The 15978-nt window shown below is 66.5% G+C and carries 14 protein-coding genes and 3 pseudogenes; 12 read left to right on the top strand and 5 right to left on the bottom strand.

Annotation, left to right across the window (positions count from 1 at the left end; all coding sequences use genetic code 11):
• Positions 1-268 precede the first annotated feature (268 nt).
• From IPJ95_00265 to IPJ95_00250, 4 genes are all read left to right on the top strand, one after another.
• On the top strand, positions 269-667 hold the full coding sequence (locus IPJ95_00265) for a type II toxin-antitoxin system VapC family toxin (protein ID MBK7922066.1): 399 nt from the start codon (positions 269-271) through the stop codon (positions 665-667).
• Positions 668-693: 26 nt separating this feature from the next.
• Positions 694-1299, top strand: a complete 606-nt coding sequence (locus IPJ95_00260) for a hypothetical protein (GenBank protein MBK7922065.1) — start codon at positions 694-696, stop codon at positions 1297-1299.
• 11 nt (positions 1300-1310) lie between these two features.
• Complete coding sequence (locus IPJ95_00255) at positions 1311-1784, top strand: hypothetical protein (protein MBK7922064.1); 474 nt, start codon at positions 1311-1313, stop codon at positions 1782-1784.
• 365 nt (positions 1785-2149) lie between these two features.
• On the top strand, positions 2150-2452 hold the full coding sequence (locus IPJ95_00250) for a toxin-antitoxin system HicB family antitoxin (protein ID MBK7922063.1): 303 nt from the start codon (positions 2150-2152) through the stop codon (positions 2450-2452).
• A 133-nt stretch (positions 2453-2585) separates the two neighbouring features.
• Here the strand turns inward: IPJ95_00250 and IPJ95_00245 are convergent, their stop codons facing one another.
• Together IPJ95_00245 and IPJ95_00240 are read right to left on the bottom strand one after the other, a co-directional pair.
• Positions 2586-3302 (bottom strand): hypothetical protein, encoded by a 717-nt coding sequence (locus IPJ95_00245; GenBank protein MBK7922062.1) that lies wholly within the window; start codon positions 3300-3302, stop codon positions 2586-2588.
• A gap of 9 nt (positions 3303-3311) precedes the next feature.
• Positions 3312-3950, bottom strand: coding sequence for a hypothetical protein (locus tag IPJ95_00240; GenBank protein MBK7922061.1), 639 nt, complete (start codon positions 3948-3950; stop codon positions 3312-3314).
• A 105-nt stretch (positions 3951-4055) separates the two neighbouring features.
• Here IPJ95_00240 and IPJ95_00235 point away from each other — a divergent pair, with 105 nt between their 5' ends.
• The 4 genes from IPJ95_00235 to IPJ95_00220 all read left to right on the top strand — a co-directional run bounded on the left by IPJ95_00235 (position 4056) and on the right by IPJ95_00220 (position 7436).
• The gene (locus tag IPJ95_00235) at positions 4056-5102 is read left to right on the top strand and encodes a tyrosine-type recombinase/integrase (protein MBK7922060.1); all 1047 of its coding nucleotides are present in this window, start codon (positions 4056-4058) and stop codon (positions 5100-5102) included.
• On the top strand, positions 5083-5616 hold the full coding sequence (locus IPJ95_00230; protein ID MBK7922059.1) for a hypothetical protein: 534 nt from the start codon (positions 5083-5085) through the stop codon (positions 5614-5616). Before IPJ95_00235 ends, IPJ95_00230 begins: the two co-directional genes overlap by 20 nt.
• A 981-nt stretch (positions 5617-6597) precedes the next feature.
• Complete coding sequence (locus IPJ95_00225) at positions 6598-6909, top strand: hypothetical protein (protein MBK7922058.1); 312 nt, start codon at positions 6598-6600, stop codon at positions 6907-6909.
• Between the two features lie 173 nt (positions 6910-7082).
• Positions 7083-7436 carry a hypothetical protein gene (locus IPJ95_00220; GenBank protein MBK7922057.1) on the top strand — a complete coding sequence of 118 codons (354 nt, stop codon included), beginning with the start codon at positions 7083-7085 and terminating at the stop codon, positions 7434-7436.
• A gap of 608 nt (positions 7437-8044) precedes the next feature.
• On the opposite strand, the pseudogene IPJ95_00215 reads toward IPJ95_00220, so the two are convergent.
• Both IPJ95_00215 and IPJ95_00210 read right to left on the bottom strand, forming a co-directional pair.
• Positions 8045-9097 (bottom strand): annotated as a pseudogene (locus IPJ95_00215) (ATP-binding protein).
• A 443-nt stretch (positions 9098-9540) separates the two neighbouring features.
• Positions 9541-9819 (bottom strand): annotated as a pseudogene (locus tag IPJ95_00210) (DDE-type integrase/transposase/recombinase).
• An 802-nt stretch (positions 9820-10621) separates the two neighbouring features.
• Between IPJ95_00210 and IPJ95_00205 the strand changes: the two are divergent.
• From IPJ95_00205 to IPJ95_00195, 3 genes and pseudogenes are all read left to right on the top strand, one after another.
• Positions 10622-11765, top strand: a pseudogene (locus tag IPJ95_00205) (IS3 family transposase).
• A 386-nt stretch (positions 11766-12151) separates the two neighbouring features.
• The gene (locus tag IPJ95_00200) at positions 12152-12523 is read left to right on the top strand and encodes a hypothetical protein (GenBank protein ID MBK7922056.1); all 372 of its coding nucleotides are present in this window, start codon (positions 12152-12154) and stop codon (positions 12521-12523) included.
• Entirely contained in the window at positions 12520-13185 is a 666-nt protein-coding gene (locus tag IPJ95_00195) for an RHS repeat-associated core domain-containing protein (GenBank protein MBK7922055.1), read from the top strand. Before IPJ95_00200 ends, IPJ95_00195 begins: the two co-directional genes overlap by 4 nt.
• Positions 13186-14035: 850 nt before the next feature.
• Here the strand turns inward: IPJ95_00195 and IPJ95_00190 are convergent.
• Positions 14036-14944 (bottom strand): IS3 family transposase, encoded by a 909-nt coding sequence (locus tag IPJ95_00190; protein ID MBK7922054.1) that lies wholly within the window; start codon positions 14942-14944, stop codon positions 14036-14038.
• A gap of 227 nt (positions 14945-15171) precedes the next feature.
• On the opposite strand from IPJ95_00190, the gene IPJ95_00185 reads away from it, so the two are divergent.
• The gene (locus tag IPJ95_00185; protein MBK7922053.1) at positions 15172-15549 is read left to right on the top strand and encodes a hypothetical protein; all 378 of its coding nucleotides are present in this window, start codon (positions 15172-15174) and stop codon (positions 15547-15549) included.
• Positions 15550-15978: the final 429 nt, after the last annotated feature.

Raw genomic sequence — 15978 nt, 5'->3', positions numbered from 1 at the left:
CGGCCAGGGTCTTCTGGGTGAGGCCGCGGGCCTTGCGGAGAGCTATATTCCGCTCAACCCGGAGGCCACATGACCCCATCTCTTCCCGACGACCTGGCCGCTCGTGTCCGGCGCCTACCGGTGCCCGACCAGGAGCGAGCCTTGGCCTATGTCCGGGCCCTCGAGCGCGCCACGAGCCCGACTCCCCTGCTTGCGCTCAGCGGGACAATTCCCCCCGAGGACCTCACTCGGATTGCGGCCGCGATCGAGGCAGACTGCGAGCGCGTGGATGCCGCCAACTGGTAGGTACATCCTTGATACCAACATCCTGATCGCCCTCCTGGCTGGGGAGCCCGCCGCGCTCACCGAAGCCGGGAGGGCGGCGGCAACGTTTATCCCCACCATCGCCCTTGGGGAGCTCTACTACGGCGCCCGGAAGTCGGGGCGGCCAACCGAGAACCTCGAGGTGATTGAGCGCCTTGCGGCCAGCGCGGCGCTCCTGCCGTGCGGACCGGAGACCGCCCGCCGCTACGGCGAGGTGAAGGCCGAGCTGCGAGCGGCCGGGACACCGATCCCCGAGAACGACATCTGGATCGCGGCGCTGGCCCTGGAACACAGCCTGACGCTGGTCACGCGAGACGCGCATTTCGCCGTGGTCGCCGGCATCACGGCAGTTCCTTGGCGGTAGCCCCCGGCGGGTAGCGGTACGACCCCATACAGGGGATCCTGCTCACCCAGGATCCCATCGGGCTCGCGGGCGGGGTCAACCTGTATTCGTACGCGGGGAACAACCCCATTGCGTTCAGTGACCCGTTTGGGTTGTGCCCGCCCGAGTGGCTGTGCAGGCTAGCGCACTTCTCTGCGGGATTCGGTGACGCGGTCTCATTTGGACTGACCGACCTGGTTCGTGATGCCATTGACGCGAACAGTGCCGTAGACAAGGGCAGTGGGTCCTACGTCGGTGGATTTGTCGCTGGGATGGCGGTCGATGCGGCGCTAGGGAGCGCCATGGCCGCCGAGGCAAGTGCGTCTCGCGCCTCAGGAGTCGTCTACCGCCGCACGAATCTCAAGACAGGCGAGCAATACATCGGTAGAAGCAAGAATGAGGCTGCGTTCGAGGGGCGAGTGGGGGCCCACGACAGGAAGTTTGCCACTAAGCACAAGTATGACATCATTGATCGAGCCGACGGAACCCAGCTTCGCGTTGCCGAGGAGTCGGCTATTCGCCGGCACGGCGGTCCGAGCAAGCTAGCGAACAAACGCTTCGAGATGAACGACGAGGCCTACCGCGCGGCCGGTGGCACCGTTCCCAAGCCCTAGAAGAGATGCCCATGGGTAAGAAGAAGCAGACTTGGCAGCCGGGGGATACCTTCATCGTCCCGCAAAGCGATGGGGTTGGTACTATCGGGCAAGTGCTTGACCACATGATGACGAATGTTGTGTCTTGCGCCTTCTATGACATTCGAGTGCCATTGAAGGTAGCCCAGGGGCCATTCGACCTCGATGACGACCTCATCATTTCAGGGATCTCCGTTACCAGGGAGCAGCTGGACTTCAATGTCTGGAAGGTCATTGGATGGCAGCCTGTGGCGTTGGCGAAGCGGTTCTGGCCCAATGAGAATACTCGCGACCAGAATTGGGTTGGCGCAGAAGTGTACGACGCCGCGGTGGCTGAGGAACTTCTTGAAGCGTATAACGGTCTCACCGCCTGGGATGACTGGAAGGACCCGAACTTCTTGGATACACTCCTTGCCAACCCAGACAGAAGACCCAAGAATGTCGTCCTGAAAAGGCGGAAAGGCTAACATCGCCGGCCTCTCGTGGAGTCTGCTGCAGAACGGAGGCCCGACCTCACGAGAGATCGGGCTTCTGCGTTTCCGCGAGTCGGCCTCCAAACTCGCGTCTAGGGCCAAAACGCCTAAGTTGTGATGCACGTGGCTGAGAGCGGGCGACTAAAGAGAACAGCAGCAGTGAGTTAGCGCGGCGCATCGGTACGACGGATCGCAATGGGGTGCTTGCTCACCAAGGATGACATGGTCCTGGAAGCGGCGGTCAACGGGCGCTGCGCCCGGATCGTGACCTTCAACCGCCGGGACGTCGTGGGGAGTGCGCGCGTTGGGGTGACACCGGTGTCTCCCCAGGCTTTGCTTGAACAGATCCGAGGGATGCCATGAGTGCCCTGAGTCTCAGATTGCCGAACTCTCTCAACGCCCGCGCCCGCGAACTCGCCGAGCGGGAGGGTATTTCGCTCAACCAGTTCGTCAGTACGGCGGTGGCGGAGAAGCTGGCGGCCCTCCTGACCGAGGAGTACCTGGGTGCCCGGGCGCGGCGCGGGTCCCGGGCGGCCTACCTGAAGGCCCTGGGAAAGGTGCCGGATGCCCCACCCGCACCCGGAGACGAGCTCGCGTCGGGACATGGGACGCCGAGGACTCGGCCGCGGCGCAAGCGGACGGGCAAGGCGGGCCGGGCGTAGCGGGGCACCCGAAGCTGGCCGGACAGATGGACCTACGCTCCGGCCCGTGGACGCTTGCTCGCCAAGACCGCCCGGCTCCCCAAGCGCCTCCAGCTGGTCAGGCAGCTCCCTGCCGCTGATCGGCGCACCGTGCTCAAGCTCGTCGAGGCCTTGACCGAAGCCCGCCGCTCAGTGCGCCCCCGCGCGAAAGCTCGCGCTGCAAGTTGACAGAAGCGAGAAGCCCGGCCACGGGGGCCGGGCTTTGCCGGAGGTTGGCCACTAGATCACTACTCGGTCCTGGCTCGCCAAGTCTCGTAAAGCTCACGAAGCCGTGTCCCCTTGTACGTACCATCGGCCAATCCGTACGCCAGTGTAATGGCCAGCCGCACAGGGTTGCAAACCAATCCCCCTTGAATGGCTGGAGGATCGGCTGTCCGTAGTCAGCTTCCTGTTTGTTGCCCTTGAGTGCTTTCCATTGCAGCCTGGTAGCCGATTGACGCAGTATCTCACCCAGATACATGCCGATGTCCATGGCGAGCGAGAAGGTCTCCTCGGTCAGTTCTTCACCAGGCACCTCTACCTGCGTGAACCAGTCGGGTCCCTTTGCATAGATACCTTGGATCTCCTCAGTGGTGCGTTGACGTAAAGTGACCGTGTGCGTGAACCACTCCCCGAGCGCACCAAGCGATTCAGGAGAGCGATCGGGTATCCAAGACGAGAAGGGCTCGCTGGAACGAACGTGAGTGCTTAGCACCTCAATCCGCTCCGGAATCGACGCAAGGAACCAAGCGAAGTAGCGTTCAAGCTCCTTCGGCTCCATTTCTCGGAAGCGAAGTGAGGTTGGCGGGGCAATCAAGGTGTAGCTAGTCATATGTTGCGCTCAATGAACGAGTACTTCGATGCCGTTCTTGATGAGTTCGTCGCGTAGTGGGCCGGAAGGCCCGCCCTTCCCGGTCGCCGCGCTCTTGAAGAAGTGCCAGACAACCTTCTTGACCTGGCCGGTGCTCAGAAGCTCGGCGTCCTTGGCAATCTGACTGCGTGCAAGCTTTGTCAGAGAACTGGCCCCAACCTTCGATTCGTGGGCGATCCCGCTGACGAGTTGATCTACGTACCGCGCCCCTTGACTCGTTCGGAAAAAGACCTGCGACTCTCCACCTAGCTCTGCAAGAGCTGCTTCACCCGCACGACCCGTGGCGCCGATCGCCCCCGTCGCACCCTTCGCAGCAAGTCCTTCCGCGAGGCTCCCACCAAGGCTAGCAACAGCGAGCACCCCTTGGCACAGAGCACTCTCCCCGCATGTCGCTAACGATCCCCCAACCCAGTTGACTGCGGCGTTTCCTTGTCCAGTAGCAAGCCGATTGGCGTACCATCCGGAGCTCCCGGGGGAACAGTCACTGTAGTCGTCGGGGTTCTCAGGTGGACACAGGCCAAACGGATCGCTAAAGCTTGTCGGATTATTGCCCGCATACGCGTAGAGATTGACCCCGCCCGCCAGCCCGATGGGATCCTGGGTGAGCAAGATCCTATCGCCCCGGGGCCCCGCCCGGTAGCCCGGCCGTCGGCCCGCCTCTGGCGGGGGGCATGCCCGTGTGCCACCCTCGCTCCTCCCAACCTGGAGCGCCCCATGCACCCGTGGCTCACCCGCTACCTCGACTGGCTCGAGGCCACCAACCATGCTCCCGCGACCCGCCGCAACTGCCGCCGCGCCGTGGAACGCTTTCTCGCCTGGGCCGGGCCCGAGGGCGACCCGCTCCCCGGCCTCCTCCCGGACACCCTCGAGGCCTACCAGTCGGCGCTCGCCCGGGCCTGCCGCCCCGATGGCGCGCCGCTGGGCTGGGGCACCCGGGCCGAGTACCTCGGAGCGCTCCGCGCGTTCCTGCGGTGGGCGGTGGCCCAGGGGCTGCTCGCCGCCGACCCCACGCGCCAGCTCATCCTGCCCCGGCGCCCGGTGCAGCTGCCCCGCGCGGTGCTCTCCCATCGCGAGGCCACGCGAGTGCTCCGCCAGCCCGATGCCACGACCCCGCTCGGACTGCGCGACCGCGCGCTCCTCGAGCTGCTCTATTCGAGCGGCATTCGTCGCGCGGAGGCGGCCGGGATCCGGATCGCGGACCTCGACCCGCCGCGGCGCGTGCTGCTCGTCCGCGCGGGGAAGGGCCAGCGGGACCGCGCGGTGCCGGTCGGCCGCCGGGCGCTGCGGTGGCTGGGACGGTACTTGCGCCGAGCCCGGCCCCGGCTGGCCGGGGCCTCCGATCCGGGATGGCTGTTCCTCTCCACGCGAGGCACCCGCGTCCGCCTCAATCACCTCTCCGCGCGGGTGGCCCGATACGTCGCCGGCGCCCGGGTGGGCAAGCCCGGCAGCTGCCACCTCTTCCGCCATTCCATGGCCACCCTCCTGCTCGATGGCGGCGCCGACGTGCGCGACGTGCAGGAGATCCTCGGCCACGCGAACCTTTCCACCACCGCCCGGTACACCCACCTCGCCATCGGGCGCCTGCTGGCCGTGCACGCGCGGCCCATCCGCCGAACGGCGCGGCGGCTAGACCGGCGCTACGGCGGATCGAGATGGACCACGAATGGCCCGGCCGTCCGACTGCCTGACCGCACAACCGACGCACCGGTCGCCACACCGGAACGGCTCGACAGGAGCCCTCGTGGACAGCATGTTCTATGATGCCCTCGGGCGCCGGGTGCGGAAGCAGATGGCCGCCGCGGACGAGTACTACGTATACGAGGGCGCCCAGGTCATCTTCGACCTCAACGCCGCGGGAACCGTGCTGCGGGAATACGCCTGGTATCCAGGGGGCGTGGACCAGCTCCTGGCCCTGCGGACCACGACCCCGGTCAGTGATACCCTGGCGGCGATCCTTGACCCGATCAACGGCACCGTGCGCGGCCTGGCCCGGCTCCGGACCGGCGCCAAGGTGAAGGAGTACGCCGAGGCACCCTGGGGCGACGCGGTCGCGGACACGGGGGTCGTGGTGCGGTACCGCTTCGCGGGGCGGGAGTACGACAGCGAGAGCGGGCTCTACTACATTGGGCCACAACCTGTGCGGGTCCTCGGGCAACGATCCGGTCAATGTAGTGGATCCGTGGGGATTGGATCCGTTGTGCGGGGAGGGCTGGGTTCAGATCGTGACCCGTGGCGTAGACGAGAATGGTGTCCCGACTTGGGATTTGAAGTGTGAAAAAGCGGGAGGAGCAGGAAACGGCGGCTTCATCGGTCCAGGTACGGGTCGCAACGCGCCTCCGGGGTCGTCATTTCCTCACCGGCCTGCAGGTCCAAGAGGCAGGGGGGCAGGCGGGCCTCGGGGGACTACGACAGAGCAGGATGGCTCCGGCCCACGCACTTCCACTCTCCGCGAGTGTGCCGCGAGGGGCCGCGAGTACTACCGCGACGGGCTGGGTAACCTGGCCGGAAGGGCGGCGAAGGTGTCATGGCGCTTGGCCGAGTCTATGCAACGGGTTCGATCCTGGGGCGGCGCCTTCCGTTCACTAGCCTAACTCAGCTGGCGTCCCGGGCCCCAGAGGTATGGGAGGTATGGCCACATCCGACATCTCCTATGGCAGGCTCGCTCGCCCTCGCTCCCAACCTCGCGGCGGTAGGGGCACAGGTGCTCAATACCGTAGGTGTCCTCGGGTGGGGCTTGACGGGGGGCGAGTGGGTCGGAACAGCAGCAATGTGCGCCTATAACTCCTCATGGTACGACTATTACTAGCATGCAGTGCCGTGCGATGGGTACGATGCCGCGCGATCTCAGTGCGCGGCAGCAATGATGAGGGATGTCATGGTGCTTGAGCGGAAGGGCGTGTCGCTATGGAGAAGGCTCAATCAGCCCCTCTCCGAACGGCACATGACTGCCATTGGAACATTGGGCTTCCTTGCTTTCGGCCTCAGCGGGCTCCTGAGTATGGTGGAGGGTGCACCATTCTCTGGAGAAAGAGCGCTCAGTCTGGTGGTGGGGATAGTCATGGGCGTCCACTGGCTTGGCTCGGCCCGTCGTACGAAGTCGTCCGGTGGAACTTCGTAGCACCATCCCCACAGGCGCGGTAGTTGACCGGCCCGCTTTGTCTGGTCCATTTGCTGCCAACGGTGATGGGGGCGAAGGATGCGGGCGTTTGTGCCGATGGGAAATGGCGCAGGCCTTGTCGTAATGGAAGAGGGCACTATGCCACCTGACGGCACGGAGACTGAAGTCGATTTCTGGACGTTTCTGCTGCTTTACGTCCTACTTGTCTCTGTTGGCGTAGCCCTCGCGCTCGCGGGCTCTAGGTTCTTATACCTTGATGGTACCTCAATTGTGGTCGCGTACTGCGGCGCGGTCTTCCTCTTTGCGGCGATTGAACGGCCCAGGGTGCTCTTCGTTGTTGTCCGGAGCATCGGGTGGTTCGCCTTGCTTCCGAGGCCGCTCATCAAGGCCCTCCTCATGATCTCCGGGGTGTTGCTGCTATTCGGAGCGCTCACGGGCAAGTTCCACTAACGTTGCCTTGAGGCCCGGTGACACGAGCTCGGTCGGCGCGGGGAGACCCGCTCCGTGGCGGCTGCGGCCGGCGTCGCGATCGTCACCGGAACAGACGCCCTTCTGGTCCTCGTCGCGCCCGGCCCGTCCTTCTGGCGTGAGGTGTCCCGATGCGGCGTGCGGAAGGCCCGATCATGAAGTACGCGATGCTCTACGCAACGGGGTCCTCTGTGGTCGCTGCGGTGCAGTACAGCCAGTCCGGCTGGGTACGAGCATCCCCTCCGCACCTCCCGATCGGCGTGACTGTCAGCCTGAACTTTGCTGGGGCGGCGATGGTGGGCCTTCTCGGCGATAGAGTGCGACCGCATGCCACGACGCGCTGGCGGGCCGCCGGGCTCGGCGCCGTGGTGTCGCTGCCGGTATTCCCCCTGGTCTATCTGACCGCCATGCCGGGGAGCATGACCCTGCGGCAGATCGTGATCGCCGTGGCGCTGTGCGGAGTGGTGGGAGCCATGTTTGGTGCGGCCGGATGGCTGCCAGACGAGTAGCTCCTCGTGGCCGGGTGGGCGTCACGCCCCGATGAAGGGCGGGCCGCCGGGATGCTGGGGGCTGAGTGCGCCAGACGTCCCCTTCGTCGGCTCGGTGAGCCGGGCTTTCTGGGGGGCTCTCGTGGGCCAGGCGATGTCTCGGTGAATGGTCAGCGATCGAGCACTGCGCCCGGTCAGCCGGTGCGCACCCACGGAGGAGGCATACGGCATGGCGTTCCCGAACCGCGCCTGCCTGCGCGTGACCGCGCTCCTTGCTGGGGGTGCAGGCACCTTCGCGTGTGGTGGCGCCACCACGAACGGCGCCGCGCAGTTCCAGGGGGCGATGCCGCAGGACTCAGCGGCCCTGGTGCGCGCCGGCCAGCGCGCGCTCGAGTCCACGCTGCCAAAGTCCGAGCGGCCGATGCTCGAGGTGGCCAGCTTTGTTCGGGATGCGGCGGGTGTGGTCGTCTCCTTTCTTCCCAAGCCATTGGCGCCGGGCGGAGGGTGTCGTCAGGGTATTCAAGGACGGACGCATCGTTGTGCTCGAACGCTGGGAGTAGTCGTGGCGCCTGGCGCGGCGCCCGGCGGTGATCCTCGGGCGGGAGTCGCAATGGCGACGAGCGGCAACATCACATGCGGTGGTCGTCGGTCCGCTGGCGGCGCTCCGGCTGCGGGCGGCCTTCTCCGACCCCGAGGAACCGTGACCGGGGTCGGGCCCGCCGGGCGGGACCCACGGTCAGGGGTGCTGGGCCCGGCCGCGCGGTAGCCCTGGCTGCCTTGTCAATGCCGATTGAATGTGGGACACTCGTGGCGGGTGAATCTGGGACACGAGTAGGGGGCTGAGCCCTATGGGGAGCGGGGGGCCTCCGCGGGGGTCGGCCGCCCAGCGGCGGTGGTGGAGTCGGCCTGGAGGCGGCGGGCCAGGTCGCGGTGCTGGCGGAGGCGGTAGCTGTTGCCCCGGATGTTGACGATGTGGCAGTGGTGGACGAGGCGGTCGACGAGGGCGGCCGCCATGACGTCATCCCCGAAGATCTCGCCCCAGTCCTCGAAGCCCTTGTTGCTGGTGAGGATCGTGGAGGCGTGCTCGTAGCGGCGACTCAGGAGCTGGAAGAACAGCATCGCCCCCGTGCGGGTGATCGGGAGGTAGCCGATCTCGTCGATCACCATCAGACTCGGAAAGACGAGCGTTCGCAGGCGGGGGCCAAGCGTCCGCCCGCCTGGGCCTCTTCGAGCGAGTGCAGCAGGTCGGCGAGGGTGGTGAAGTAGACCCGGCGTCCGCTCTGGGCGGCGGCCACGGCGAGCGACAGCGCCAGGTGCGTCTTGCCGACGCCCGGCGGCCCGAGCAGGACGACATTCTCCTTGCGCTCCAGAAAGCCCAGCGTGTGCAGACTGTCGATCTGCTCGCGCTTGACCGACGGCTGGAAGCTGAAGTCGAAGTCGGCCAGGGTCTTCACGGCCGGGAGCCGCGCACTCCGCATGGCGGTCTGCAGGCGGCGCGCATTGCGCAGCTCGATGTGGGCGCCGAGCAGGGCGGCGATGGCCTCGCCGGGGGCCAGGGCGCCATCGTCACAGCGCCGGAGCACGTCGTCGAGCGCCTCGAGGGCGCCGGGCATCTTGAGATCGACGAGCTGCGCCTGGACGCGCTCGCGGAGTGACGGGGCGGTGGGCGCGCGGCGGGTCATGCCTCCACCCCGCGAGCGCCGCGTGGGCGGCGAGGCTCCGGTGCTCCACGACAACCTGGGGCACCGCGAGCGGACGCGGGGGGCACGGCGCGTGGGGGCGGCAGGAGCGACACATAGGGCCGCAGCGGCAGCGGCTGCAGCCGCGCCCTGCTCCTCGGCCAGGAAGCGCACCGCGGGGACCACCCCGGTGGTGCCGTGCACCCGCGGATTGGCCACGGTGTCGAGCCAGTGGGCGACCTGTGCATTGAGATCAGCGTCGCTGACGAAGGTGCGGCCGTAGAGGAAGCTGCCCCGCAGGTAGCGGATGGGGCGCTCCACTTTGCCTTTGGTCTGGGCGCGATAGGGCCGGCAGACCCGGAGGCGGAAGCCATAGTGCTGGGCGAAGCGCTGGCACTCGGGATTGGTGAGCAGGCCGCCGCCGGCGAGGCGATCGTCGTCCGGGTGAGGACGCTCCGCATCTGGTCGAAGAGCAGGTGGCGCGGGACACCGCCCCAGTCGTCCAGGCAGGCGGCGAGCCCGTGCTGCAGCGTCCGCAGATCCTGGCGGGGATAGAAGCGGACCCACAGCAGGCGCGAGTAGCCGAGCACGACGATCAGCGCGTAGCGGATGCCCCAAGGAAGGCGGCAGTGCGCGAAGTCGACTTGGGCCTGCTCGCCGGGCGCAGTCTCGAAACGCACGACGGGCGCCGACGCGGGACGGAGGGTCCCGACGTAGGCGCGCAGCTGGGAGTAGCCGCCCGGGTAGCCCGCGGCGCGGCACTCGGCGAAGAGGCGGGTGGCCTGCAGCGCGGGGAACTCCGCCAGGCGGGCGTGAATCAACGGGTGATACGGCGCCAGTTTGCTGGGCCGCGGCGGGCGCGGGCCGTAGCGCGCGCGCAGGGTCTCGAGCGGGACGTCGAGGAGGCCCTCCTCCAGCCAGCGGTAGAGCGTCGAACGGCCGACGCCGGCGCGTCAGGCGGCCTCGCGGCGCGAGCCGCCGGCCTCTTGGAGCAGATGTCGTAGGTACACGCGGTCGGGGACTCCGTGCATGCTGGGCTCCACGCGGTGGAGCCCAAAGGTCGAGACGGAAGGGGCGGCGTGTGGCCCGCCCTCAGGAAGTGTCCCGTTTTCACCCGGCACGAATGTCCAATATTCAATCGCCACCTACATGCCTGGCTCCTACACCTGACGGCGCTCCGGGCTGCGTGGCATGCGCGCATGGCGCCATCTGTGAACTCACACGGTGGTGAGCGTCCCATGAGGCCTGGGGACAGCAGGGAGCGCCGCCGCGTGATCATGCAGCGAGCGAACAGGTGTGCGCACTATTGCGCGGCGGCGTTCCTCCTGAGTCTTGCCGCAACGGGAGGTCGTTCGGAGCAATGGCTGCGTCCTCCCTGATGGACCGTGCTGCTCGGGTACTATGGCGCTGCGCTCGGCCTCGGGCTGCTGATCGGGCAGTTGGGGCCACGGCGCTTGACCTGCCCTCCAATTCCTGGTCCAGGTGTGATGGACGTAGTTTCTACCCACACCCTGGAGGCCTGGTCTCATGGCGAAGCGACGGTACACCTCGGACGACATCATCCACAAGCTACGGGAAGCGGATGTCCTGCTCGGCCAGGGCAAAACGATCAGCGAGGCCTGCAAGGTCATCGGCGTCACCGATCACACCTACTTCCGCTGGCGCAAGCAGTACGGGGGCTTGAAGATTGACCAGGCTAAGCGGCTCAAGGAGCTCGAGCTGGAGAATGCCCGCCTCAAACGGGTGGTGGCCGAGCTGACCGTGGACAAGCTGATCCTGAAAGAGGTGGCGGAGGGACAATACTGAGCCCAGCACGGCGGCGGGACGCGGTGGCCGACGTCCGGAGCCGGCTGGGCTACTCCGAGCGGCGGGTCTGCCGGGCGCTGGGCATCGCCCGCTCCTCCATTCGCTACCTGCCCACGCCCCGGGCCGACGACGGCCCGCTCCGAGCGCCATCGTCCGACTCGCGGCCCAGTACGGCCGCTACGGCTATCGGCGGGTGCAGGCGCTGCTGGCCCTGGAGGGCTGGGTGGTGAGTCTGAGCCGCGTGGAGCGGATCTGGAAGCAGGAGGGGCTCCGCGTCCCTCAGCGCCAGCCCAAGCGGGGCCGGCTCTGGCTCGCGAACGGCTCCTGCGTGCGCCTGCGGCCGGCGCACCGGCACCACGTCTGGTCGTGGGACTTCGTCATGGACCGCACCGACGACGGGCGGCCCCTGAAACTCATGGTGGTGCTCGACGAGTGGACCCGGGAGTGCCTGGCGATCCGGGTGGCGCGTCGGCTGCGCGCGCCCCATGTGCTCGAGGTATTCGCCGACCTGATGGAAGTCCACGGGGTGCCCGCCCACCTCCGGTCAGACAACGGGCCCGAGATGGTGGCGACGATCCTGCGGACCTGGCTGGGGCGGGTCGAGGCGGGCACGCTCTACATCACGCCGGGGAGCCCATGGGAGAACGGCTACTGCGAGTCGTTCAACGGCAAGCTGCGGGACGAGCTGCTCAACCGCGAGGTCTTCGCCACGCTGCACGAGGCGCAGGTCCTGGTGGAGCAGTGGCGGGTGCACTACAATCGCGTGCGGCCCCACAGCGCCCTCGGCTATCGTCCCCCAGCCCCGGAGGCCATCCTGCCCAGGCCAACTACAGCAGCCCCGCAGGAGCCGCTCACCGCGGCCTAGACTGACTCACCAACTGGACCAGACAAAGCGGGCCGGTCAGCTGGCGAGCAGGCACGCATCGTCTTCAGGTTCGGATGTGACGCCGCCTGGTTGAGCGACGCGTGGCGCGCCGACACGTCGCCGCGAAGGCCGCCGAATGGGACCTTCAGTGCGGTCCTTGAGGCGGAGCTCATTCTGCAGGATGCCGTGAGACTATCGGAGGGGGAGTACCGATCAGTCTTGCTGGAGCGCGCCCGGGCTGCAGGGCTGCCTTGGGCGATGTAGCGCACAGGAAGAGCTGACGAGAGCGAGCATGAGGCGCGCCGGGGGTAGCGCACTCACCCGCGGGGCGACCACCGGCCGCCCCGCGCTGCGTTCCACCTTTCGAGAATGCCCTCAACCGTCTGGTGCGGGTGGCCCAGGGCGCCACGCTGATCGCGCGGTACGCCTACGACGTGCTCGGGCGGCGCATCGCCAAGCGGGTCTACTCCGCCGCCACCGGCGGCACGGTGGGCTTCACCCGGTTCGTGTATCACGGCGGGCAGGTGGCCTTCGAGACCGACTCGGCCGGCAGCACGATCGGCACCCGGTATGTCTGGGGTCCGGGGACGGACAACCTGGTGGCGTTCCGGACCAGCGCGGCCGCGACCGACCACTACTATGTGGCGACCGACAAGCTGGGCAGCGTCCACCAGATCATCAAGCGGGACGGCACCTGGGTCAGGACCTATGGCTACACGCCCTACGGGAGCGTCGCTGCCAATGCGGGGTCGGGGTGACGCTGCGCTACCGCTGGACCGGCCGGGAGTGGGATGCGGAGACGGGCTGGTACTTCCACCGGGCGCGGTACTACGACCCGGGCCAGCGGCGCTTCGTGCAGGAGGACCCGGCCGGGGTGGCGGGGGGTGAGAACCTGTATGCGTACGTGGGGGGGCGGCCGCTGGTGGCCGCGGACCCGTCGGGGCTTGGGCCGGACCCGAAGTTCACGCAGTGGCCCAGCGATTGTTGCGCGGCGAGTCATGCGGGATGGGATGGGTGGTTTGGGATAAGCGGTACCCTGCTTGAAACGACACAGATCTTCGTTGCCGCAACAGGGGAGTATCTCGGGAGCTGGAACATGTCCGTCCGGGCCGCACAACGACGAATGGAGGCGTGGAGCGGTGGACCAGGGCGCGTGCGGTGGTTTGGCCCCACCGGCGATGAAGGACAGTGTGAACGAGCCGACCTGCAATCTCTGGGTGATGACACTCGTGTCAGAAGGAGTCGATGTCACAATTGTGCGTCTGACACTGGACAACGAACCAGGGTGGAACACTGGAGGCGCTGCGGACCTCTTTGTTGCATACAATCCCAGCCAGTTCAGCGCCCATGCTGTCGCGTTGTTCAACGCAGGTACTCTTACGGCGCCGGTGATCGACATTGCCTCCGTGATCACGCATGAACTCGCGGAAGGCTACTTCTTGTGGATTCGGGGCAGTACCCAGTCATTCGCCTATCAGCAGGGTGTCGACTTCGAGAACCTGGTGCGGAACAGCAATCCAAGCTATTACGGCATTCGCACGCGGCATTAGCACGCCAACGATTGGAGGCACAGTGTTGTCATCAACAGCGGTCACTTGGGAGGCGGTCGCGCTGTGGTGCGCCGTGGCGCTGCCAGGAGCCCGCTCGCGGCTCAACACGAACAGCCTACTGCCGAGCAGTTGATCGAAAGGTCAGAGCGACACCTCCGGGCACTGCAGGACTCAATGCAGGATCCAGCGCCTCTCCTGGGCCTGTGGGAGTGTGTGCTATTCGATCCAGTGGGTGCGCGTCGCGCCGTGTACCGCCTCGAGTTCGTGGAGGATTCGGCGCGTTGGGGCGCTCATGTCGTTCGCATTCACTGTGAGCGGTGCACCCGTGGAGTGTACCGCGTCCTGTGGCCAGCTGCACCACCGGCCACAGGTCTGCGGGCGGACTCAGGAGCGATCGGATGGTTGCTCAAACAAGGGTCGTTCGAGGCTGTGCTTGGTGTGCCGCCATCTGGGGGGTCATCCTGAGCGGGACGATGGGTTCGCAGAGCGCACATGGTTCCTGGCGGACGACGCATGAATGGTCGCCGAATCAGGAAGGGACCTTTGAGTTGCGGCGCGTCGATAAGTCATGGGAATAGATGCACAGCTCAACCATCGTTTCGGAAGCCCCTCGTAGCCCCACGCCGGATTGCTCCTTGGTCGCCGCCGAAGGCATCCCGGTTCCGTCGACAGTGCGAGAGGTGGAGTTCCCAGCTTTCCGTGGAGCCTGAGCACTGACTCCTAACCGGCTCGGCGGCGACGCCTGTGAGCGGCTTCGAACTGCTCGGGGCTAACGCCCGCGAGGTGGCTGTGCCGTCGAACGGGGTTGTAGAAGTGATCGATGTCCTCGGCGATGTCCGCCAGGGCGACGTCACGGCTCGGATAGATGCGTTTCTTGATGCGCTCCTTCTTCATGCTGCTGAAAAAGGACTCCGCGACCGCGTTGTCCCAGCAGTTGCCTCTACGGCTCATGCTCGGTGTGAGCTGGTTGGACTGGCAGAACCGGCGCCAGGCGTCGCTGCCGTACTGCGTGCCTTGATCCGAGTGAATGATGGTCCCGCGTGGCCGCCGCTGCTTCACCGCGGCCGCGAGCGCGTTCAGGACCAGCTCGCGGTGGATGGTCGGGCCGGCGGCCCACCCGACGACCTTGCGGGAGAACAGATCGAGCACGACGGCGAGGTACAGCCAGCCCTGCCACGTGCGGATGTACGTGATGTCCGTCGCCCACGCCACGTTGGGCTGCGTAGGCGCGAAGTGCCGCTTGAGCAGGTGCGGCGTGAGGACCGCCGGCTTCCCCACCTCCCAACGACGCGTGCGATGGCCATGCAGGGCGCGCAGTCCGTTCTCGCGCATCAGGCGAGCGACCCGGTGCTTGCTGCAGATCTCCCCGGCCTCCCGCAGGTCGAGGAACACGCGGGGCGCGCCGTAGATGCCCTGGCTTGCCGTGAAGGAGGCGCGAATCAGGCGCAGGAGCCGCGCGTCCTCGATGGCGCGCTTCGACTGCGGGCACTTGAGCCACTGGTAGTAGCCACTGGGTGCGACGGCCCGCTCCCGACACATCACCTGAATCGGGAACTGCTGCCGGTGGGCCTTGATGAACTCGTACTTCCGCCGGACGCGGACTCCCTTTGGGCGTCGCTGGCATGGCATTCCCTCGCATTGAGGTGCTCGAGGTTAGCACTCTCCACGAACGGCTGGCAACTCCACTCTGGGAGTCTTCTCTCTTGGACCACCGATGTGTATGTCAATGGGGAATACTGGTATACGGTGGACGCTCCGAGGAGTTGGGTGGCCAAGTACCGACCGGACTACGAGGCCTAACTGAACGCCTTCATCGCAAAGCGTGAACGCGATAGGGGAGCCTCGACGAACTGACGGTGAACGGCACGCGGGTCGGTACTGTGGGAGATGCCCTGGCCGATGCGAAAGCACTTACGATCGAGCAGTGCGCCGCTGCTACTGCGCTCCAACTGAAGAAGGACGACCTGCGCGAACCGCTTCGTGATCGCCTCAATAGCGGCTACTGCGGTATTGGCAATGCAGCAACGGCCATGTATGGAAGTGCGGCGCACGGCACCGTCTGGGCCGCAACATTCGGCCCTTGGACGATTCTGACCGCCGAGCTATTCCGCAGAGGGCCGTTGGGGAACATCGTTGTTCACGAGTCCATTCACTTCTTCCATCCGGACTGGAATGAGGGAAAGGTATGCTGGGAGACAAATCGGCATGCAATCGGTCGAGTATCGTGCAACTGACCACGAAAACATTGTGCGGATGGTGGCTCGTGCTGGGCCTGGGTACGCTGATCGCCACCACTGGTGCGGCCCAGGGGCAGTACGGTGCGACAACGTCACCATCAAGCGCGATGCGCTGTGGACACTGCCCGATTCTCTGGACCCTTACGGGAATGGGCTGCCAGAGGCTCTCATCGACGCGTGGCGGGAAGAAGCGCGCCGCGGCACCTCGTCCTCGGGGACAACTGTCCCTGCATTCGTGGAGGAGCGCTGGGCGAGGGACTCTACCAGCACCAAGTATGCGATCGCCTTCCTGGTGGCTGAGGGCGGCTACTCCGGATTGTCGACGGCTCGGGAGGCGCACGCATTCGCAGTGCACTACAAGGCCATGTCAGGCGACCCTGCGCCATTGCTGTTGATCCTACAACGCCCCCCTCACGGATGACAGGG

The organism is Gemmatimonadota bacterium (assembly GCA_016713785.1).
Taxonomy (GTDB): domain Bacteria; phylum Gemmatimonadota; class Gemmatimonadetes; order Gemmatimonadales; family GWC2-71-9; genus JADJOM01.
This window is presented reverse-complemented; position numbering and strand designations above follow the sequence as displayed.

What these genes read in the sequence shown, in the direction of transcription:
- IPJ95_00265 (MBK7922066.1), top strand. Translation starts at nt 269, where the DNA reads ATGCCGCCAACTGGTAGGTACATCCTTGATACCAACATCCTGATCGCC.
- IPJ95_00255 (MBK7922064.1), top strand. Translation starts at nt 1,311, where the DNA reads ATGGGTAAGAAGAAGCAGACTTGGCAGCCGGGGGATACCTTCATCGTC.
- IPJ95_00250 (MBK7922063.1), top strand. Translation starts at nt 2,150, where the DNA reads ATGAGTGCCCTGAGTCTCAGATTGCCGAACTCTCTCAACGCCCGCGCC.
- IPJ95_00245 (MBK7922062.1), bottom strand. Translation starts at nt 3,302, where the DNA reads ATGACTAGCTACACCTTGATTGCCCCGCCAACCTCACTTCGCTTCCGA.
- IPJ95_00235 (MBK7922060.1), top strand. Translation starts at nt 4,056, where the DNA reads ATGCACCCGTGGCTCACCCGCTACCTCGACTGGCTCGAGGCCACCAAC.
- IPJ95_00225 (MBK7922058.1), top strand. Translation starts at nt 6,598, where the DNA reads ATGCCACCTGACGGCACGGAGACTGAAGTCGATTTCTGGACGTTTCTG.
- IPJ95_00220 (MBK7922057.1), top strand. Translation starts at nt 7,083, where the DNA reads ATGAAGTACGCGATGCTCTACGCAACGGGGTCCTCTGTGGTCGCTGCG.
- IPJ95_00190 (MBK7922054.1), bottom strand. Translation starts at nt 14,944, where the DNA reads ATGCCATGCCAGCGACGCCCAAAGGGAGTCCGCGTCCGGCGGAAGTAC.